General features: G+C 47.4%; 20 protein-coding genes. 17 read left to right on the plus strand and 3 right to left on the minus strand.

Features of this window, described 5'->3' with window-relative positions; all coding sequences use genetic code 11:
* Positions 1–35 precede the first annotated feature (35 nt).
* The 13 genes from gatC to FQV30_RS17090 all read left to right on the plus strand — a co-directional run bounded on the left by gatC (position 36) and on the right by FQV30_RS17090 (position 13,842).
* Positions 36–326: an Asp-tRNA(Asn)/Glu-tRNA(Gln) amidotransferase subunit GatC gene (gene gatC, locus FQV30_RS17035; RefSeq protein WP_106534813.1), complete on the plus strand. Its 291-nt coding sequence runs from the start codon at positions 36–38 to the stop codon at positions 324–326.
* A 48-nt stretch (positions 327–374) separates the two neighbouring features.
* A complete protein-coding gene (gene gatA, locus FQV30_RS17040; protein ID WP_370512413.1) occupies positions 375–1,814 on the plus strand; it encodes an Asp-tRNA(Asn)/Glu-tRNA(Gln) amidotransferase subunit GatA in 1,440 nt (479 codons plus the stop codon).
* Positions 1,811–3,241 (plus strand): Asp-tRNA(Asn)/Glu-tRNA(Gln) amidotransferase subunit GatB, encoded by a 1,431-nt coding sequence (gatB, locus tag FQV30_RS17045; protein ID WP_146501336.1) that lies wholly within the window; start codon positions 1,811–1,813, stop codon positions 3,239–3,241. The genes gatA and gatB overlap by 4 nt, the downstream gene beginning before the upstream one ends.
* Before the next feature lie 119 nt (positions 3,242–3,360).
* Positions 3,361–3,921, plus strand: coding sequence for a thioredoxin family protein (locus FQV30_RS17050; RefSeq protein ID WP_146501337.1), 561 nt, complete (start codon positions 3,361–3,363; stop codon positions 3,919–3,921).
* A gap of 116 nt (positions 3,922–4,037) precedes the next feature.
* Positions 4,038–4,991, plus strand: a complete 954-nt coding sequence (locus tag FQV30_RS17055) for a diacylglycerol kinase (protein WP_146501338.1) — start codon at positions 4,038–4,040, stop codon at positions 4,989–4,991.
* Positions 4,992–5,418: 427 nt separating this feature from the next.
* Positions 5,419–6,771 (plus strand): cytochrome ubiquinol oxidase subunit I, encoded by a 1,353-nt coding sequence (locus FQV30_RS17060; RefSeq protein ID WP_146501339.1) that lies wholly within the window; start codon positions 5,419–5,421, stop codon positions 6,769–6,771.
* On the plus strand, positions 6,768–7,796 hold the full coding sequence (locus tag FQV30_RS17065; protein ID WP_146501340.1) for a cytochrome d ubiquinol oxidase subunit II: 1,029 nt from the start codon (positions 6,768–6,770) through the stop codon (positions 7,794–7,796). The genes FQV30_RS17060 and FQV30_RS17065 overlap by 4 nt, the downstream gene beginning before the upstream one ends.
* Positions 7,797–7,826: 30 nt before the next feature.
* Positions 7,827–7,937, plus strand: coding sequence for a cytochrome bd oxidase small subunit CydS family protein (gene cydS / locus FQV30_RS18405; RefSeq protein ID WP_483312753.1), 111 nt, complete (start codon positions 7,827–7,829; stop codon positions 7,935–7,937).
* A gap of 598 nt (positions 7,938–8,535) precedes the next feature.
* Positions 8,536–9,906 (plus strand): 23S rRNA (uracil(1939)-C(5))-methyltransferase RlmD, encoded by a 1,371-nt coding sequence (gene rlmD, locus FQV30_RS17070; RefSeq protein WP_146501341.1) that lies wholly within the window; start codon positions 8,536–8,538, stop codon positions 9,904–9,906.
* 140 nt (positions 9,907–10,046) lie between these two features.
* Positions 10,047–11,024 carry a tRNA dihydrouridine synthase gene (locus FQV30_RS17075; RefSeq protein ID WP_146501342.1) on the plus strand — a complete coding sequence of 326 codons (978 nt, stop codon included), beginning with the start codon at positions 10,047–10,049 and terminating at the stop codon, positions 11,022–11,024.
* A 236-nt stretch (positions 11,025–11,260) separates the two neighbouring features.
* Positions 11,261–12,025, plus strand: coding sequence for an ion channel (locus FQV30_RS17080; protein WP_146501343.1), 765 nt, complete (start codon positions 11,261–11,263; stop codon positions 12,023–12,025).
* 144 nt (positions 12,026–12,169) lie between these two features.
* The gene (locus tag FQV30_RS17085) at positions 12,170–12,322 is read left to right on the plus strand and encodes a Fur-regulated basic protein FbpA (protein ID WP_255473527.1); all 153 of its coding nucleotides are present in this window, start codon (positions 12,170–12,172) and stop codon (positions 12,320–12,322) included.
* Between the two features lie 65 nt (positions 12,323–12,387).
* Positions 12,388–13,842 (plus strand): amidase family protein, encoded by a 1,455-nt coding sequence (locus tag FQV30_RS17090; RefSeq protein WP_146501344.1) that lies wholly within the window; start codon positions 12,388–12,390, stop codon positions 13,840–13,842.
* Between the two features lie 30 nt (positions 13,843–13,872).
* Here the strand turns inward: FQV30_RS17090 and FQV30_RS17095 are convergent, their stop codons facing one another.
* Positions 13,873–14,733, minus strand: a complete 861-nt coding sequence (locus FQV30_RS17095) for a TetR/AcrR family transcriptional regulator (protein WP_146501345.1) — start codon at positions 14,731–14,733, stop codon at positions 13,873–13,875.
* A gap of 163 nt (positions 14,734–14,896) precedes the next feature.
* Here FQV30_RS17095 and FQV30_RS17100 point away from each other — a divergent pair, with 163 nt between their 5' ends.
* The 4 genes from FQV30_RS17100 to FQV30_RS17115 all read left to right on the plus strand — a co-directional run bounded on the left by FQV30_RS17100 (position 14,897) and on the right by FQV30_RS17115 (position 19,890).
* Positions 14,897–16,366: an MDR family MFS transporter gene (locus FQV30_RS17100; protein ID WP_146501346.1), complete on the plus strand. Its 1,470-nt coding sequence runs from the start codon at positions 14,897–14,899 to the stop codon at positions 16,364–16,366.
* Between the two features lie 222 nt (positions 16,367–16,588).
* On the plus strand, positions 16,589–17,743 hold the full coding sequence (locus FQV30_RS17105; RefSeq protein WP_146501347.1) for a DEAD/DEAH box helicase: 1,155 nt from the start codon (positions 16,589–16,591) through the stop codon (positions 17,741–17,743).
* A gap of 2 nt (positions 17,744–17,745) precedes the next feature.
* Positions 17,746–18,975: an aminopeptidase gene (locus FQV30_RS17110; protein ID WP_146501348.1), complete on the plus strand. Its 1,230-nt coding sequence runs from the start codon at positions 17,746–17,748 to the stop codon at positions 18,973–18,975.
* A gap of 3 nt (positions 18,976–18,978) precedes the next feature.
* The gene (locus tag FQV30_RS17115) at positions 18,979–19,890 is read left to right on the plus strand and encodes an SGNH/GDSL hydrolase family protein (protein ID WP_370512412.1); all 912 of its coding nucleotides are present in this window, start codon (positions 18,979–18,981) and stop codon (positions 19,888–19,890) included.
* A 46-nt stretch (positions 19,891–19,936) separates the two neighbouring features.
* Here FQV30_RS17115 and FQV30_RS18060 read toward each other — a convergent pair whose 3' ends face one another.
* Complete coding sequence (locus FQV30_RS18060; RefSeq protein WP_186725698.1) at positions 19,937–20,080, minus strand: hypothetical protein; 144 nt, start codon at positions 20,078–20,080, stop codon at positions 19,937–19,939.
* A gap of 70 nt (positions 20,081–20,150) precedes the next feature.
* Positions 20,151–21,221 (minus strand): M20 family metallopeptidase, encoded by a 1,071-nt coding sequence (locus tag FQV30_RS17120; RefSeq protein WP_146501349.1) that lies wholly within the window; start codon positions 21,219–21,221, stop codon positions 20,151–20,153.
* Positions 21,222–21,272 lie beyond the last annotated feature (51 nt).

Below are 21,272 nucleotides of genomic sequence, written 5' to 3' on the forward strand. Positions count from 1 at the left end.
TAACGTATGTTTACTGAATCCGGAGGTGTAGAAGAATGGCGAAAATGACAAAAGAAGAAGTAATTGAAGTTGCGCATTTAGCGAGATTGGCAATTACAGACGAAGAAGCTGTGCATTTTGCAGATCAATTAGAAGCAATCACAAACGCGATGGAATTGCTGAACGAATTGGATACTGAGAATGTGGAGCCGACCACACATGTGCTGGAAATGGTCAATGTCCTGCGTGAAGATAAATCGGTACCAGGATTGGACCGGGAATTGGTATTGAAAAACGTTAAAGAACATGAAGCGGGACAAGTTAAAGTTCCAACAATTTTAGAGTAAGCGGGAGGAGGGCGACAAATGACATTCGCAGATAAGACAGCTGCACAAATGCAGGAATTGATACATACGGAACAAACGACAATTGCTGAAGTAACAAAACAGGCGTTTGACCGGATTGAAGCGCTTGATCCAAAAGTGGATGCGTTCCTGGCGATGAACAAAGAGCAAGCTACACAACAAGCGGAAGAAATGGACAAAGTGCCATTTGCAGAACGCGGACCGTTGTTTGGTTTGCCGATTGGCGTTAAAGACAATATCGTGACAGAAGGCCTCGAGACTACAGCTTCAAGCCGTATTCTGGAAGGGTTTAACCCAATCTATAACGCGACAGTGGTGGAAAAGCTGAAAGCTGCCGGCATGATTACAGTCGGAAAGTTGAACATGGATGAATTTGCAATGGGTTCTTCCAATGAAAACTCTTATTATAAAAAAACGAAAAATCCATGGAATCTGGAAACAGTGCCCGGCGGTTCTTCTGGTGGATCGGCAGCGGCTGTGGCTGCTGGAGAAGTGCCTTTCACTCTTGGTTCAGACACAGGCGGATCAATCCGCCAGCCAGCGTCCTTCTGTGGCGTAGTCGGCATGAAGCCTACATATGGACGTGTTTCCCGTTTCGGATTGATCGCTTTTGCGTCATCACTTGACCAAATCGGACCGGTTACAAGAACCGTAAAAGACAATGCACTTTTGCTCGAAGCGATTTCCGGCCATGATGAGCGGGACTCGACTTCTGCTGATATCGAAGTGCCGAACTTTGCTGAAGCACTGACTGGCGATATCCAAGGCCTCCGCATCGGCGTGCCGAAGGAATATTTCGCAGAAGGCGTCGGCGAAGCAGCGAAACAAGCGGTGCGCGATGCACTTCAAGTGCTTGAGGAAAAAGGCGCAACATGGGAAGAAATTTCGCTTCCGCATTCCAAATACGCGTTAGCCACTTATTATTTGCTCGCTTCATCTGAAGCGTCTTCCAACCTTTCCCGTTTTGACGGCATTCGTTACGGATACCGCACACAAAAAGCGGGCAGCTTGCTGGAATTTTACATGAACACACGTTCCGAAGGCTTCGGCGACGAAGTGAAGCGCCGCATCATGCTTGGAACTTATGCGCTAAGCTCCGGCTATTACGACGCTTATTATAAAAAAGCGCAAAAAGTGCGCACACTGATCAAACAGGATTTCGATAAAGCTTTCGAAGAGTACGACGTCATTATCGGGCCGACAACTCCGACGCCGGCATTCAAAATCGGTGAAATCATTGATGATCCGTTGACAATGTATGCGAACGATATTTTAACAATTCCGGTCAACTTGGCAGGGGTGCCGGCCATCTCGGTTCCTTGCGGATTCGAAAATGGCTTGCCGCTCGGCCTTCAAATCATCGGGAAATATTTTGATGAAGAAACGGTTTACCGTGTTGCGGATGTTTTTGAACAAGCAACAGATTTCCATAAAAAAACTCCTCAAACATGGGAGGGAGCAGCACAATGAATTTTGAAACAATCATCGGGCTTGAAGTCCACGTCGAATTAAAGACGGAATCAAAAATGTTCTCTCCTGCACCGGCGCATTTCGGTGCAGAACCGAACACCAATACAAACGTCATCGATCTTGGCTACCCAGGCGTTTTGCCGGTAGTGAACAAGCGGGCAGTCGATTGGGCGATGAAAGCCGCGCTTGCACTGAATTGTGAAATCAACCGCCATACTAAATTCGACCGCAAAAACTATTTCTATCCGGACAATCCGAAAGCCTACCAAATTTCTCAGTTTGATGAGCCGATCGGCGAACATGGCTGGGTGGAAATTGAAGTCCACGGCAAGAAAAAGCGCATTGGCATCACTCGCCTTCACATGGAAGAAGATGCTGGAAAATTGACTCACACAGGCAATGGCCATTCATTGGTTGACTTCAACCGCCAAGGCACACCGCTAATTGAAATCGTTTCAGAGCCGGATATCCGTACAGCGGATGAAGCTTATGCTTATCTGGAAAAAATCAAAGCGATCATCCAATACACCGGTGTATCCGATGTACGGATGGAAGAAGGTTCATTGCGCTGCGACGCGAACATTTCCCTTCGCCCATATGGCCAGGAAGAATTCGGCACGAAAACAGAACTGAAAAACTTGAATTCTTTCAACTTCGTCCGCAAAGGCATTGAACACGAAGAAATTCGCCAAGAGCAAGTGCTGCTGTCAGGCGGGATTATCCAGCAGGAAACTCGCCGCTACGACGAGTCAACCGGGAAAACTGTGTTGATGCGCATAAAAGAAGGTTCAGACGATTACCGTTATTTCCCGGAGCCGGATTTGGTGGACATCATTATTGACGACGCTTGGCTTGAAAGAGTGCGGGCAGAAATTCCGGAGCTTCCGGATGCACGCAAAGCGCGTTATGTATCGGAACTCGGCTTGTCGCCATATGATGCCATGGTCTTGACATTGGCAAAGCCGATTTCGGATTTCTTTGAAGCGACTGTAGCTGCAGGTGCAGACGCGAAGCTGGCATCCAACTGGCTGATGGGCGAAGTGTCGGCTTATCTGAACGCCGAACAAAAGGAATTAAGCGATACAAAGCTTGAGCCGGCTGGTTTGGCAGGAATGATCAAGCTGATTTCCGATGGCACGATTTCATCGAAAATTGCCAAGAAAGTCTTCAAGGAACTGATCGAAAAAGGCGGCGACGCGAACAATATCGTCAAAGCGAAAGGCCTTGTCCAAATTTCTGACGAAGGTACGCTGCGCGAATATGTTACAGCTTCACTCGACAACAACCCGCAATCGATCGAAGACTTCAAAAACGGCAAAGACCGCGCAATCGGCTTCTTGGTCGGACAAATCATGAAACAAACCAAAGGGCAGGCAAATCCGCCGCTGCTCAATAAAATATTGCTTGAAGAAATCGCGAAACGCTAAACCAAAGCGCCAGTGATGGGGGAAAGGATGGTCCGATGAGTCGGACCATCTTTTTTAAAGTGAATAATTTGAAGCTTTTATCCCGTACAAGTAAACTAAAGGAAAGGAGATGTGATACTATGCCAATCGAACAGGAATATTTTGAAGAAGCCATCGCGATTGAAAACTATATGGCTCAAATGGAATCCAATCAAAAAACAACTTATTCGATCTATGAAAAATTCGAGCTTCCGGAAGATCCGGAGTTTATCAACCTTTTGAAAGAAAAAAAGCCGAATGTGCTGGTTATTACAGAAGACTGGTGCGGCGATGCGATGATGAACAACGCAATTCTTCGCAGAATAGCAGAAGCGGCTGACCTTGAAGTGCGCTGTGTTTACCGTGATCAAAATCCAGAATTGATGGATCAATACTTGACGAACGGCGGACGCTCCATTCCTAAATACATCATCCTTTCACAAGAAGGAGAAGTGCTCGGGCATTGGGGGCCGCGCGCTCCAAAAATCCAGGAATTCGTTACGGAAAAAAGAGCGACATTGCCAGAGAAGGACGATCCGCGCTATGCCATCAACCACGAAACGATGATTGGGGAAATCTCGGACGCCTTTACATGGAATACTGAATTCTGGCAAGCTGTATATGAAGATTTGCGCAAAACTTTTATGGAATCGTTAAAGTAAATGCAGCAGAGTGGAAGTGGAAAACTGGCCGGCCATTTGTCGGCTTTTTTCTTGGGAACTTTTTATGGTTCTTTTCTGTCTTATTTCTATAGAACGATCAGAAAGGCTGAATTCGCATGAAACGTGCACGAATTATATACAATCCTACTTCCGGAAGAGAATTGTTTCGCAAACATTTACCGGAAGTTTTAGAGAAGATGGAAAAAGCGGGATACGAAACATCATGCCACGCGACAACAGGTGAAGGGGATGCTGTATCAGCCGCTAAAAGTGCGGTAGAGCGAAACTTTGATCTGATTGTGGCTGTGGGGGGCGACGGAACTCTGAACGAAGTGGTATCAGGCATTTCCCAATTTGAAAAACGCCCCAAAATCGGTTTGATCCCTATGGGAACGACAAATGATTTTGCGCGTGCCGTCCACATTCCCCGGGATATCAACAAAGCGGTTGATATTATCTTGGCGGGCGATTCGATTCCCGTAGACGTCGGACTGATGGATAGCAACCGTTATTTTATCAACATTGCCGGAGGCGGCAGGTTGACGGAGCTGACCTATGAAGTGCCGAGCAAATTGAAAACGGTGCTTGGGCAGTTGGCTTATTACCTGAAAGGCATTGAAATGCTTCCATCTATTCGTTCATCAAAAGTGCGCATCGAATACGATGGGAACGTTTTTGAAGATCAAGCCATGATGTTTTTGATCGGTTTGACAAATTCAGTCGGCGGTTTTGAAAAATTGGCGCCGGATGCCAGCATCAATGACGGCAAATTCACATTGATGATTTTGAAAGAAGTTAATATGGCTGAGTTTATCCGGTTGGCTTCTCTGGCTTTGCGCGGAGAACACCTATCAGATCCGCATGTGATTTATACGAAGGCAAGCAAGATTTCCGTTACTTCCGAAGAAACGGTCTTGCTGAATTTGGACGGGGAATATGGCGGTATACTGCCTGCGACGTTCGAAAACCTTTGCCAGCATATCGAAGTGTTAGTGCCAATCTCCTCCATTGGTGAAAAAGACCGGAAACAAGAGGGTTCCGAAGAAGAACCTGAAACAGCTCCATTTTAATGGAACCCTTTCCAACAAGCGATAGTCGAAGAACCAAATCCAAATCGGATTTGGTCTTTTTTTTGCGCTTTTTTAAGGCCGCCAGCAATAGTGGTAGAGAGTATGCCCTCTGCTATTGCTTCATTTTCAGTGCAGAAAAACCATTGTTCCAAGCAGAAAAGCACAGGATAACGGAAATCGAAAATGATGATATATAAGTTAAATATAGCCCGAAACCGGTAATTTTCTTTCCATCCGGTTGTTCATTTGTCCATGAAAAGAGCTTCTTTTGGTATAAGTCTTCCGACTGAATGTCACACGTTATTCAAAGATGGCAAGGAAATATAAGCTTTGTGGAGCATGGCAGAAGTTTCAGCAACTATGAATGAGGTACAATAAGGGTAGTAAAAGGTGAGTTTGATAAAAGCTGTTGAAAGGGGACAAACAGATGGGATTCGAAGATACAGCCCTCCTGAGTCGCATATTGACTCTGATGACGCTGTCGTTCCATATACTTTATGCAACAATCGGCGTAGGGGTTCCGCTCATGATCATGATTGCCCAATGGGTGGGAATCAAGAAAAAAGATGATCATTATATTTTAATGGCACGGCGCTGGGCGCGCGGGTTTGTCATTACAGTGGCTGTAGGGGTTGTAACCGGGACGATTATCGGTTTGCAATTATCGTTATTATGGCCAAACTTTATGCAAGTGGCAGGAAATGTTATCGCTTTGCCGCTATTCTTGGAAACATTCGCATTTTTCTTTGAAGCAATTTTCCTGGGCATCTACTTGTACACATGGGACCGGTTTGAAGATCAGCGCAAGCATTTGCTGCTGCTGATCCCAGTGGCACTTGGTGCAGCGGCGTCTTCAGTCTTTATCACGATTGTCAACGCCTTTATGAACGCACCGCAAGGATTTGAAATGTTGAACGGTCAGCTGATCAATGTTCAGCCGCTGCTTGCGATATTCAATCCGGCGATGCCGACAAAAGTTGCGCACGTTGTAGCGACAGCTTTCATGACTTGTGCGTTTTTGCTCGCTTCGATTGCCGCCTTGCGCATTCTCAGCGGATCGAAGCACGTCTACCATAAAAAAGCGTTGTATTTGATGATGAAACTGGGCTTGGTATTTTCTATCGCGACAGCAATTATCGGCGACTTCTCAGGTAAATACTTGGCTGAATACCAGCCGGAAAAATTGGCTGCAGCAGAATGGCATTTTGAAACGGAAGCCAATGCAGGATTGGTTATGTTTGGGGTTCTTGACGGGGAAGAAGTTAAGTATGCCATTCGAGTCCCTTATGCTTTAAGCATCTTGGCGCATGGAACTCCAGGTGAAGAAGTGACTGGCCTCAACGAATTGGCAGAAAACGATGTTCCGATTCCGCCTCTTTGGATCCATTATCTCTTTGACACGATGGTTACGATCGGCATGAGCTTGGCAGCTTTATCTTTTGTTTACGTGGTGGCTGCATGGCGCGGCTGGTCCTTTATCCAAGCGAAATGGTTCAGATTCCTGTTGCTTCTGGGCGGTCCATTAGCCTTAGTGGCAATTGAAGCCGGCTGGTGGTTCACTGAAGTCGGGCGGCAGCCATGGATTCTGCGTGGCTTTATGACAACGCAAGAAGCGGCTACAACGAGCGGCAATGTTGACTTGATGATCATTTTATTTGGCGGACTGTACATCATTTTGGGAATCGGGACGATTGTCGTCTTGACCCGCATGTACCGCCGCAATCCGGTCGAGCAGGAGTTGGCTCAGCGACAAGAACAAAAAGGCGGTGAACAAGAATGACACTTGAAATTCTAGGAATAGCGGTTCTTTGGTTGTTCTTGTTCTTTTACGTCATTGTAGGGTCAATCGATTTTGGGGCCGGCTTCTTCAACGCTTATAGCGCGTTCACCAATAAACAGCATATTTTGACCAATATCATTCAGCGCTACTTATCGCCTGTATGGGAAGTCACGAATGTTTTCTTCGTGTTCTTCTTTGTCGGTATGATCGGCTTTTTCCCGCTGACGGCTTATTATTACGGAACAACGCTTTTGGTTCCCGCGAGCCTTGCTTTGATTTTGCTGTCAATTCGCGGTTCTTATTATGCATTTGCGACATACGGTGCCAAAATCAACCACCGCGGCTATATTTACATGTATGGATTATCGGGCTTGCTTTTGCCGGCGTCTCTTTCGCCGGTGCTTGCCATGTCCGAAGGCGGCTTTATCAATATGGTCAATGATTCGCCGCAGCTTGATTACTGGGCATTGTTTACAAGCCCGCTGACTTGGAGCATCGTCGTGTTGAGTTTGACTGCGGTATTATACATTTCCGCTGTCTTCCTGACCTGGTACGCCAATAAAGCAGGAGATGAAAAAGCGACAGACTTGATGCGCAAATACGCGCTTGTCTGGGCAGGACCGGCAATCATTACGGCAACCGGCATCATCTTTGAATTGCGGACGCACAACGCCGAGCATTTTGCGCGTATCATGGATTTGTGGTGGCTGTTTGGAATATCGTCCTTGTTGTTCCTGGGAACGGTGTTCCTGATCTGGAAGCGAAGAAAGTATGGTTTGGCTTTCATCCTGTTGGTGGGGCAATTCTTCACAGCCTTTTTCGCCTACGGAATATCCCATTATCCATATCTTCTGTATCCGCACCTGACGATTTACGATAGCTTCACGAATGAGACGATGGCCATTTCATTGATTATCGCGTTTGTAGCAGGATTGGGCTTGTTGCTTCCATCACTTTACCTGCTATTCCGCCTGTTCTTGTTCGATAAAGATTACGTAAAAGGGAAATCGGATTACCACGCCTGATTTTGGGCGTTAAAGGAGGAGACAGTTATGCTGCAGGATTTCTTGATCTTTTATGCCCCGTTTTTAGTGTTATTTACATCCATCGCTTTTGGGTTCTGGTTTTCATTGAAAGATGGGCCAGCAACAAAAGATGAAAAATAATTAGCAAGGCTGTCCCGTAAGGTCATGAAAATGGCTTTTGGGACAGCCTCTTTTTTGCGTTTGGGGAGAAGTTTTTCAGAGAAGTTAGAACTCAGCAGAAAAAAGTTGGAACTCGATACCGAAAAGCCGCAACCCGCAATCCAAGGCAAAAACCATCCAACAGCATCCTTGCTGCCGAGCCTAAACGGCCACTTCCGCCTTTCATTGTCTAGCTGCAGTGGCCAGGCTCTCGGGTCATAAGCCGTTCTGCTGCGGCGGCGAATGCCTCCTCGCAGTCCGTCTTATGCCTGTCGAGCCTAAACGGCCCCTTCCGCTTTTCTTTGTGTCTAGCTATAGCGCCTAGCTCCTCGAGGTCACTTCAGGCTGGAAGCAGTGGCAAAATGCGCCACAGCTTCCAGTCTTCCAGTGCTTGTCGGAGCTGACACAGGCGCCTCCGCCTTTCATTGTCTAGCTGCAGTGGCCAGGCTCTCGGGTCATAAGCCGTTCTGCTGCGGCGGCGAATGCCTCCTCGCAGTCCGTCTTATGCCTGTCGAGCCTAAACGGCCCCTTCCGCTTTTCTTTGTGTTATAATACGAAAAGTTGAAATGGAGTGAACACTTTGAAACCAGTACAAAAAAATGATCGCTTGCTCGTTCGTGTGGAAGATTTGACGCATGACGGCGCAGGTGTTGCTAAAGTAGAGGGGTACCCGCTTTTTATCCATGGCGCATTGCCGGGTGAAGATGTGGAAGTCCATGTGTTGAAAACCTTGAAATCCTATGGCTTCGCTAAATTGCTCGAGGTCAAACATGCTTCGCCGTTCCGTGTGACGGCTCCTTGTCCGGTCTTTGACACATGCGGCGGCTGCCAGATCCAGCACCTGTCTTATGAGGGACAAATGACATTCAAGCGCAAGCTGGTGCGCGACGCTATCACGCGCATCGGCAAATTGCCGGATGTGCCGGTTCATCCGGTGAAAGGCATGGAGAATCCATGGCGCTACCGCAACAAATCCCAGATCCCGTTCGGCACCGATAATGGGCGCGTTGTTGCCGGTTTCTACCAGAACCGTTCGCATGATATTGCCGATACCGATATTTGCATCATCCAGACACCGGAAGCGGACGCCATCATGGCCGCTTTGAAAAAAAGAATGCCGGAAATGGGCATTGAACCTTATGATGAACAAACGCACCGCGGCATGCTGCGCCACGTCGTGGTCCGCAAAGGGCGCGCGACAGACGAGATCATGGTTGTCCTTGTCACGAAGAAAAAGAAATTCCCGCAAGCCCAAAAGGCGATTGAACTGATCCGGACGCTTGTGCCGGAAGTGACATCGATCGTCCAAAATGTCAACGGCGAAAAAACCAACGTCATTTTTGGCAATGAAACTTTCACCCTTTGGGGCAAAGATGTTATCGAAGACCGGATTGGCGATGTCCGTTTTGAAATTTCCGCTCGGTCGTTTTACCAAGTCAATCCAGAACAGACGGATGTCTTATACGGGCAAGCGCTGGAATACGCACAGCTAAGTGGCGACGAAACAGTGATTGACGCATACTGCGGAATAGGGACGATTTCCCTGTTCCTTGCACAAAAAGCGAAATTCGTCATGGGCGTTGAAATTGTGCCGCAGGCGATCGAAGACGCGAAGCGCAATGCCGAATTGAACGGCTTTACGAATACGTTGTTTGAAGCGGGGCCGGCGGAACAGGTCATTCCGCGCTGGTATAAGGAAGGCAAGACAGCGGACGTCCTCATGGTCGATCCGCCCCGCAAAGGCTGCGATGAACAGCTCTTGCAGACCATTCTAAAACAGCGTCCAGGACGTGTTGTCTATGTATCCTGCAACCCTGCAACTTTGGCGCGCGACTTGCGCATCTTGGAAGACGGCGGCTACCGCACAAAAGAAGTGCAGCCTGTCGATATGTTCCCGCAGTCCACGCATTGCGAAGCTGTGGCTTGGCTGGAACTGGCCGAACAGATCTGATTGGAACGTGTTCGATAGAAAGCGCCTTATGGACAATCAATCAAATATTTGCTGAAGAAGTAAAGCAGAAAATTTAGAAGCGCGGACATGCACTTTTTAAATCGTCTGCTTTTGCTTTGGAACGGGAGGATATGAAATCTATGAAAGAAAACTTTTGGCAGGATTTGCCGAAACCATTTTTTGTGCTTGCGCCAATGGAAGATGTGACGGATGTGGTTTTTCGCCATGTAGTAAGCAAAGCTGGCAGACCGGATGTATTTTTTACTGAGTTTACAAATACGGAGAGCTATTGCCATCCGGAAGGAATGAAAAGCGTGCGCGGCCGTTTGCTTTTCACTGAAGATGAACAGCCGATGGTCGCACATATATGGGGGGACAAGCCTGAATTTTTCCGTCAAATGAGCATCGGCATGGCAGAGATGGGATTCAAGGGCATAGATATCAATATGGGCTGTCCAGTGCCGAATGTCGCATCCAGAGGCAAAGGAAGCGGTCTGATACTCCGTCCGGAGGCTGCTGCAGAAATCATCCAAGCGGCAAAAGCTGGAGGCTTGCCGGTAAGCGTGAAAACGCGGCTTGGCTATACAGAGCTGGATGAGTGGCATGACTGGCTTACCCATATATTAAAACAGGATATTGCCAACCTTTCCATCCACTTACGCACAAGAAAAGAAATGAGCCAAGTGGATGCGCATTGGGAGCTGATTCCGGAAATTAAAAAATTGCGCGATCAAATAGCGCCGAACACGCTGCTGACGATCAACGGCGATATTCCTGACCGTGAAACAGGGTTGAAACTTGTAGAACAATACGGCGTGGACGGAGTAATGATCGGGCGCGGTATTTTTAAAAATCCGTTCGCCTTTGAAAAAGAGCCGAAAGAACATGGCAGTGAAGAACTTCTTGATCTTCTCAGGCTGCACCTGGACCTTCATGACAAATATATAGAAGAATTGCCGCGCTCAATCAGCGGACTTCACCGCTTCTTCAAAATATACGTCAAAGGATTCCGAGGAGCAGGCGAATTAAGAAATCAATTGATGAATACAAAATCAACGGATGAAGTGCGTGCACTGCTCAAAAATCTCGAGCCTGACAATGTTGAGCAATTGGTTTAACCATATTATGGCCGGCCATTTTAGAGTTGGGATGCGCCTGGTATTCCAGGTATGGGGAAACTAGGGCCGGCTCTAGTTTCCAAACTGAAAAGACCGTTAGAATCCTTGGTGATTCTTGCGGTCTTTTTTATTTTAGGCGAAAAAATAATAAAACAAACCCTTATGTGCGTTGTATACTAGAAGAAAAAGAAATTCCTTCCATCTTCGATGAACTTTGAAAAAGGGGCGTGAGAATTATGATCATTTTAAAGAAGTTGTATTTTCAAGCCACTAATCTTTCTTGGCTGGTCTTAACTGCCTGTACAATAGCCCTGATTATTTTCAGTACATTGCTGCTGCCGCTCATTGAGCCAGGGACTTTTACAAACCATATGGACGCCCTGTGGTTCACGATGACGACCATGCTGACGGTTGGCTATGGGGATTTGTTTCCGGCGACAACCGGGGGAAGAATTTTCACGGTCCTTTTTCTATACATCATAGGAATCGGGTTGTTTGCTTCATTTATCGGCAAAGCGGTGGATAGTTTGACGTTTTATAGGCGCCAAAAAGAAAGAGGGGATTTGATGTTTGAAGGAAAAAACCATATCGTGATCATCGACTGGTCGCATAAAGCGGAAAACGCCATGAAGGACATTTTGGAGAGGGACGCAAAAGTGCAGATTGTTGTAATCGATACGATCGAAAAAGCGAAAGAGATAAACGAGCGCATCCATTTTATCCGCGGCAGGGCTACAGATGCAGACGTCCTGCGAAAAGCCAATGCCCAGCATGCCAAAGCAGTATTGATTTTTTCCGATGATAAAATCGATGACCAGATGCTTGCGGACGGCAAATCGCTGATGATTGCCTGTGCAGTCGAACGCATCTCTCCCGGTGTCCATACGACAGTGGAAATTGAACGTGAAGAGCACATCCTGAACTTTTCACATATCAAGGTAGATAATTTCATTTTGTCGAATGCCACTATAGCGAAGCTCGCGGTCGACTCGATTTTGTAGCCGTTCATCCATCAGCGAACAGATAGCAGGCGGCCGCAATATTGCGGCCGTTTTTTAATTGGATTTTCCTTTTTTAGGTTTTAGAAAATGGAAGAAGGGGGTAAAAGATACGTAGATACATTGAACAAGGAGAGAAAGAACATCATGGAGCACCAAATACCAGAATCGAAGTTTGAAGATAAGCGCAGCAATATAATTGAAGACCTTGTCGCACAAAATGTCTTTAAGATTGATGGCAGACAGTTGTATGAATTATCCTTATATGAATTGATGAAAACTTATACAGAAAAAAATTGAGCCGGTGCATTCCGGCTCTTTTCATTGGATAAAAATTTCGCTACCAATAGATTGGAGGAACTCGCATGCACCAGAAGGAATTAGAGGAATACCGCTTGACGAAATTGGATGAAATGACCATTGCCGACATGCAGCAAGAACTTGCCGAAGGCCGGATAACATCAGAAGAGCTGGTCTTGATGTACATGGAAACCATTTCCCTTCGCGACCAAAACACCAACGCCATTTTGGAAATCAATCCGGATGCTCTGCAGATTGCGCAAGCCCTTGATTTTGAGCGGAAGCTAAAAGGGCCGCGTTCTTCATTGCACGGCATCCCGGTACTGGTGAAAGACAATATGGATACCGCCGATAAAATGCATACAAGCGCCGGGTCCCGGGCGCTGAAAGACCATTATGCGTTAAAAGACGCCCAAGTGGTGGGAAAACTGCGTGAGGCGGGAGCGGTCATTTTAGGGAAAACGAACTTGACGGAATGGGCGAATTTCATGTCCGATAAAATGACCAACGGCTTCAGTTCAAGAGGCGGCCAGACAAAAAATCCATACGGCCCATTTGATGTAGGAGGCTCCAGCTCCGGTTCCGCAGCAGCTGTTGCATCCAACTTGGCGGCCGCTGCCCTTGGCACGGAGACATCCGGTTCTATCATCAACCCGGCTGTGCAGAATCATTTGGTCGGCATCAAACCGACAGTGGGTTTGGTCGGACGCACAGGCATCATTCCGATTTCCCATACACAAGATGTCCCGGGAACGCTTGCACGGACGGTGGAAGATGCGGTCGCGGTGTTCGCTTCGCTGATAGCTGTCGATCCGGAAGATCCCATCACCATTTTTGCCGAACCGTTTGAGAAGTACGATTGGTCGATCCACTTTAAAAAAGATGGGTTGCAGGGAGTGAAGCTGGGCGTGCCAAGAGGCCTCTTTGAAGACAGCATCTCTGCAGAGCACCGGGCTTTGTTTGAAGAAGCGCTTGGACAATTGCGGGCATGCGGCGCGGAAATCATCGATAATGTCGATCTTGGCGCCGATCAAGAGGATTTGGGATTTGCGGTGCTGCTGCATGAGTTCAAGGCCGGCCTTGACGCTTATTTAGGGAAATCCAATCCATTGAACCCGATCCGGTCATTGGAAGATGTGATTGCTTTCAACAACAAGCATCCGGAAGAGATGCTGCGCTTTGGCCAGAATCTTCTCGAACAAGCCAGCATGACGACCGGGAAACTTAATGAACGGGACTACATCGAAGCGCTTGAGCGAAACCGTTTTTTAGCTGCGGAACAAGGGATAGCCGCTACTTTGAAGGAAATTGGAGCAGACGCTTTCGTGTTGCCTCAGGATCACGGCTGCAATATTAACGCAGCAGCCGGTTTTCCGGCCATTGCTGTTCCTTATCGGTTATCGGAGACAAAAGAACCCTTCGGCATTACGTTGACTTCCCACGCTTTCAGCGAGCCTAAGCTGATTGAATACGCCTATGCATTTGAACAGGCTGCCAAAGGGCGCGTCAAACCATATTAAAAAAGCAAAGCCGGATTTTGGCTTTGCTTTTTATCTTTTTTGAAGCTGTTTCCATGCTTGTTCAAGCAAAACGACCAGCGTTTTTTCATGCGCCGGAAAATTTGCCAAAGTTGCTAACACACTTTCACATACAATTTTCCGCGGTTTTCCGCTGCCCAGTTCTTCGGACAGAAAGATGACAAGTTGTTTGGCATCCGCTTCTTCTTCATCCAAGGTTTCAGCTTGTTCCTTCAGCTGGACGCTCAATGTTTCCAGTGAGGCAGCTTCAGCCGGTGCTTCGGTAGAAAGTTTATGTTCCCGGATAAATCTGTCTCCGGTCTCCATTTGTTTTGTGATCGTCGATTTCAAGCGCCTGATGATAAAATCGGCCAGCTTTTCAATCGGAAGTTCTTCTTCAGAGCTAAGCCTCCAAAGATGGATCAATTGCTGGATTGAACCATGGATCATGCCTGCATTCTCCAGTGCATATGGAGCGGCCTCTTCACCGAAAAGATCGATTATGCGCAAAGAAATCCATTCCAGTTCTGCCACGTACGTCTGCCTTGAAAAAAGCTTCAGTTCTTCTTCCTGCGAATAAAATATGCTTTCGTATAGCGTAAACAAGTTTTTCTCCTGATTCAGCTGGATCCGGATGCACAGTTGTTCAGCCAATACTTCGGGGTCGCTTGCTTCTTTGCCGACAGCGGCCGCCATTCTCTTTTGGCGGATTTCACTGCCGATGGATTCCATAATGGCAATGAGGCATTCGCTTTTCGAAGAGAAGTAATTATAGAAAGTCCCTTTTGAAACACCGGCTTCATCTAAAATGTCCTGGATGGATGAAGAGATATAGCCTTTATTGATAAACAACGAATAAGCGGCGTCGATGATTTTCTGTTTTTTTAAGTTCATTTTCTTCACCTTTGTACTATCAGTCTAGTCCTATCTTATCCTGTAATCCCTTTCAAATCAACTAGAATAGACCGGTAGTATATTTTTGTTGATAAAAATAGACGAGCGGTATAGAATAGTGCAATGAGGAAAATACAGTTGGAAAGTACGGAGGAATAAAAGAATGACAGAACAGAAAAAACCGCCTTATGGCATTATCGCGATTCTCTTTACCGGGGCATTCGTGACAATCTTTACACAGACCTTATTGAACATTGCACTTCCCAGAATCATGGCAGACTTGGAAGTATCGGCTTCAACGGTCCAATGGCTTGTGACCGGTTATATGCTGGTCAATGGTATTTTGATACCGGCAAGCGCCTTTTTTATCCAGCGGTATTCAAACCGTTCGGTTTTCATTTTAGCGATGACGCTGTTTTCGCTGGGGACGCTTCTGGCGGGCGTAGCGCCGGCATTCAGTGTATTGCTTGCAGGAAGGATGATCCAAGCTTCTGGCGCAGCATTGATGATGCCATTGTTGATGAACGTAATCCTCGCAGCCTTCCCAGTTGAAAAGCGTGGATCGGCAATGGGCGTTTTTGGGCTCGTAATGGTAGTGGCTCCAGCAATCGGGCCGACACTTTCTGGATATATTGTTGAACATTACTCTTGGCGCGTCCTATTTTTCATCATATTGCCGGTCGCACTGATCTCACTTGGCCTTGGGATTTTCAAACTGAAAAATCTAACTGTCCAAAACAGAAACATTTCTTTGGACAAACTATCAATCATTTTTTCAAGCATCGGCTTCGGCGGTATCTTATACGGCTTCAGTTCAGCTGGCACGATGGGGTGGGACAATCCGGCGGTATACGGGACAATTGCAATCGGCATAGTTTCATTGGTCGTTTTCGTTTTCCGCCAATTGAAATTGAAAGAGCCGTTGCTCGAAGTCCGGATTTACAAATATCCGATGTTTGCCTTATCATCGGTCATTTCAATTGCCCTTTCGATGTCAATGTTTTCGGCCATGATTTTGATGCCGATATACGTCCAAACCATCAAAGGCATATCGCCGATTGAATCGGGGCTCTTGATGTTGCCGGGAGCGCTGGCAATGGGCTTCATGTCGCCGGTCACTGGCCGTCTGTTTGATAAATTCGGTGCCAAAGTGCTGGCAATTCCAGGGTTGGCAATTGTCGTCTTCACGACTTACCTTTTCAGCCAGCTTTCTCTTGAGACAACATATCTGGAAATCATGGCGATATACACGGCCCGGATGTTCGGGATTTCAATGGTTATGATGCCGGTAATGACGAACGGTTTGAATACGCTGCCGATGAAATCTTATCCGCACGGCACAGCCATCAACAATACGCTTCAGCAAGTTGCAGGAGCTATCGGTTCAGCGTTCTTGATCACAGTTATGAACACACGCGCCGAGTCGGCCGGCAAAGAATTGGCAGCAAGCGGCGCAGCTCCTGAAACCATCATGAACAATGCGATGCTTGAAGGCATTAACTATTCATTCTTTGTTTCCATGTTCATTGCACTTTTTGCGCTAGTGTTGGCTTTATTCATCCAAAAGCCGAACCGGGTGGCAACAGAAGCTGAAAAAGATATTGTCTACCAACAAAAAGAAGTGACAGAATGATAAAAGGCTGACCCTGGATGGGTCAGCCTTTTGGAGTTGCTAGGGGAACTCCAAGAAGATGGGGTTAAAAGGTTGGCCAAGATCCTCTAGGCGTGAAAGTGCCCGGCCAGAGCGGAAAGAGAAGTTTTCGGACTAGTTTCAAGACAGGCTTTTCGCTTCCAAAAAAGCGCTGCAGCGCCAAATATGATACACTAGATGCATTCAAAAGAAGGTGGAATCTACATGACTTTTATAAACGAACTCAATCCAATATGGCAAGAAAAATGGAACAAAGCAGGATTTGCAACCCCGATGCCGATCCAGGAGCAAATGATTCCGGAAATGTTGGCTGGCAACGATATCGTGGCGGAATCGCCGACAGGATCCGGTAAAACACTAGCATATGTTTTGCCGATTCTTCAACGTGTGAATCCGGAAAAACCCTCGACGCAAGCGATGATCATCGCCCCGTCCCAAGAATTGTCGATGCAGATTGTCAATGTGCTGCGCGAATGGACGGAAGGCACCGATGTAACCGTCACCCAGTTGATTGGGGGAGCCAACATGCAGCGGCAGCTTGAAAAATTGAAGAAGAAACCGACAATTGTAGTCGGGACACCGGGACGGTTGAACGAACTGGTGAAAAACAAAAAGTTGAAAATGCATGAAATCCGCATCATTGTTCTAGATGAAGGCGATCAATTGATGGCTCGGGAACACCGCAGCATCATGAAGGATCTAATCGAGAAGACGCAGCACGACCGCCAATTAGTATTGGTGTCGGCGACAATCACAGAAGAAGTCGAGCTGGTGGCCGATCGGCTGATGACCCATCCGACCCGCTTGCGCGTTACGCTTGACGATATGCCGATGCAAGGCAAAGTGACGCACTCGTTTGTTAAAGTGGATGAACGGGACAAAACCGATCTGCTTCGCAGAATTTCCCATATCGAGGGCGTGAAAGCTTTGGCATTTGTCAATAACTTGGACCAGTTGCTGATGAAAGAAAACAAATTGAAATTCCGCGACGCGAAAATTGTGGCATTGCACTCTGAAATGAAGAAAGATGAGCGCAAAAAGGCGCTTGACTCGTTCCGCAAAGGCGAAGTGTCTGTGCTGATTGCGACAGAAGTCGCTGCCCGTGGATTGGATATCGATCAAGTGACGCATGTTATTCATGTGGATGTTCCGCAGACTGTCGAACAATACTTGCACCGGTCCGGCAGAACGGGAAGAGCGGGAGCGGACGGCGAAGTCCTGACGCTTCTGGCATATTCCGATGAACGCCATTACAAGAAATTCACGAAAGAGCTGCCTTCAAAGCCGGTGCAAAAAGTGCTGCATGGCGGCAAACTGATTGAAGGGTCCAGCAAGACAATTTCCGCGAAGGGGAAATAACAATGACTTTTGATGAAAAATTAGAGCAGTATGCAGAGCTGACCGTTTCAGTAGGCTTGAACGTTCAAAAAGGCCAGCTCATTGTCATCAATACAACGACCGATACCATCCAGTTTACGCGCCAAGTTGTGAAAAAGGCTTATGAAGCCGGGGCGAAAACTGTCTATTTGAATTACAGCGATCCGGTCCAGACAAGGATCCATTACGAATTGGCTCCGGATGAAGCATTCCGGGAATATCCGAAATGGTCCGTTGTTCAGCGGGATGAAGTGATTGACGCAGGAGGATCTTTTTTATGGATCGATGCAGAAGATCCGGATTTGCTGACCGGCATTCCAGCCAAACGGCTGGCTGATTCCCAAAAAGCTGCAGGAAAAGCATTGGAACGCTACCGCCAAGCTGTCGGTTCCGATAAAGTAGCATGGTCCATCGTGGCGATTCCATCCCGAAAATGGGCAGAAAAAGTATTCCCGGGCCATGAAGCTGAAGATGGCATGCAAAAGCTTTGGGAAGCGATTTTCAAAACTGTGCGCATCGGCGAAGGCGATGCAGTCCAGCTATGGAAAGATCATATTGAGGCACTGGAAAAACGCGCTTCCCAGCTGAATAGAAAAAAATATGCCAAATTGCATTATCAAGCTCCTGGCACAGATTTGGTTATTGCGCTGCCTGAAAAGCACAAATGGCTTACGGGGGCCGCACAGACGCCCCAGGGCAACGCATTTATCGCCAATATGCCGACAGAGGAAGTTTATACGGTGCCGGCTAAATATGGAGTCGAAGGACAGGTGCGCAATACAAAGCCGCTTGTCTATCAAGGCAATATCATCGATGGCTTTTCACTGACGTTTGAAAAAGGGAAAATAGTCAAAGCGGAAGCTGAAACAGGGCAAGAGCTGCTCCATGAAATGATTCATGCGGATAACGGGGCCGCATATTTGGGTGAAGTGGCTTTAGTGCCGCATCATTCCCCAATTTCGAACTCCAACATCCTGTTCTTCAATACGTTGTTCGATGAAAATGCCTCTAACCATTTGGCGATTGGCGATTCATATCCGACGTGTTACGAAGGCGCCCGCGACTTGGAACGCGCACAGCTGGAGTCGATTGGCTTGAATACGTCCATTGTCCACGAGGATTTCATGATTGGCAGCGAGAATATGGACATTGACGGCATTTATGAAGACGGGTCCAGAGAACCGATTTTCCGAAATGAAAATTGGGCTTTTTAAGGGGTGAGCATATTGAAAAAAATAATAATCGCAGTTTTGGCGGCTTTGTCGATGGCCAATGGATCTTTTTCTGTTCAAGCGGCCGTCAAAATACCGGCCGTTTATGTAGCGCTCGGCGATTCTCTTGCCGCCGGCCAGACGCCGGATTCAAAAATTGATGCTGGGTATGCGGACTTGATTGCGCAGGAGCTGTCCCGGCATCAGCCGGTCGCTCTCTATACGAAACAATTGGCGTTCCCCGGTTTTACAACAGAAGATGTGCTGGAGCGGATCAAATCAAAACCAGCGCAGGAAGTGTTAGCGTCCGCAAATATCATCACATTGTCTGCAGGGGCCAATGATTTGCTGCGCCTTGTCCAAGCAAATCCGGAAGAAGGTGCGCTTGCGTTTCAGCAAGTCCAAGTAGATTTCGCATTGAATGAGGCCCGCCTCAATATGGAAGCCATATTGGCGGAGCTTGAGGAAAGAGCGCCGAATGCCGACATTTACGTAATGGGGTATTATTTCGCCTACCCGCATGTGCGTGATAACCAAAAAGAAGGCACGGCCGAACAGCTCGATCGGCTAAATGAGATTCTAAAAAACAGCGCCAAAAAAGCGGGGGCGACATTTGTTGCTGTCGATAAGGCTTTTGGTGAAAATGCCGTAAAAAAAGTGCCGAACCCGGCTGATGTCCATCCCAATCTATTAGGCTACCAGGCCATGGCGAACGCTTTTTTGGACCATTATCAAAAAGGCTGGAAAGTCGAGAAACGGGAACTGCCAGAGCCCAACCCGATGACATTTGAAGAAATTCAAAAAATGCAAGAAAAACAGAGTGAGCAGTCTTCTTCAGTGGAAAGGACTTCTGCACGCCCATCCACCCAGATAGAGGAAGACTACCTGGCTCTGCAGAAACCGCTGCCCTATATTTGACCAGACAAAAGCCGCCCCGAATGGTTTCGGGGCGGCTTTTAAGCGTTTAGCGCTTTCGCTGGTCGGGTCTATTATATTGGGTAGTATTTTGTGCGCTGCCAGCTTTGCGTTTGTTCATGGCTTTGCGGATAATCGGGTAAGCGATTGGTCCATATTTAATGGCAGTTTTTACGATACGGCCTATTCCCATCATCATCTCTCCAATCCTAGTCAAGGTAGTATACAAGTTCCCGAAAAAGGGGGAGCGCAAACCTTATTTCTCAGGAAAGTGCTTGTATTGAGAGAATAGCCTTATAGTCAAACAAGCTGGAAATGATCACATATTCACCGTCGCCGTGCCAATCTGCACCGGCTGGACCGAACTCGATCGCGCCTTCACCGCCCATAGTTGCTGCATAATAACGTGTATCCGCTGCACCATGCTGCCCAAAAAGGACAGGATCGGCGTGCCCTGCTTTGCGGATTGCTTGCTGCAGCGATTCGATATACGGATGGCTTGGTTTAGTGGTCAAAGCCGGGGTGGAAGGGTCGGCTTTATACTCCATGTCTATTTCAAGTTTTTTAGCAAGCCCATCCATTTGCTGGATGATATCATTTGGATCTTGGCCGGGCAAAAAGCGGATATCATAAGACATTCGGCAGCGATCCGGAACAACATTATAGCGGTCGCCGGCACCGATTATTGCGAGATTGACGGAAGGATGGGCGTAATAAGGCGTTGCTTCCTGCTGAAACGGCAAAGTTCCTAGCTGATTATGAAACTTCATTGCAGACTCGATTGCGTTTTGTCCTTCCCACGGGCGGCTCCCGTGGGCGGGTTTGCCTTTGAATATCAAGTCCATATGCAAAACTCCTTTTGATTGAAGGCCGATTTTTAAATTTGTCGGCTCGCCGCAAATGACGAAATCCCCGGTGAAGCCTTGATCGACCAACCATTCGGAAGTGTTATGCCCGCCAATTTCTTCGTCCGTTACGATATGCAGTTGGACAGTGCGGGACAAAGCTGCGGCTTCAAGTTCCACAAAAGCCATCATCATGGCTGCCACACCGGCTTTCATATCAGCAGAGCCCCGGCCATAAAGGCGGCCCATTTTTTCAACAGGTGCAAATTGGCTGGCATTGCCTGGTACGACATCTACATGGCCATTCCAAATGAGGGTCTCGTTTCCTTGCCCTTTTACGGCAGTCAGCATCAAGTAGCCGTTGTTTTCATGGACCGTCACTTCTTGGCCATGTTCTTCAAGCCAGGCGGCACAGAAAAGAAGCGCTTCATTTGCCCCAGACTTACTATCGCTTTTGATTTCAATCAGCTTTTTTAAAAGTTCAATCATTTTGAGCAGCCAGTTTGGCCGGCTGCCTTCACCCCCCTCGTTAGATTTATA

Origin of the sequence: Planomicrobium sp. CPCC 101110, assembly GCF_007859395.1 — a bacterium.
In the GTDB taxonomy this organism is placed as follows: domain Bacteria; phylum Bacillota; class Bacilli; order Bacillales_A; family Planococcaceae; genus Planococcus.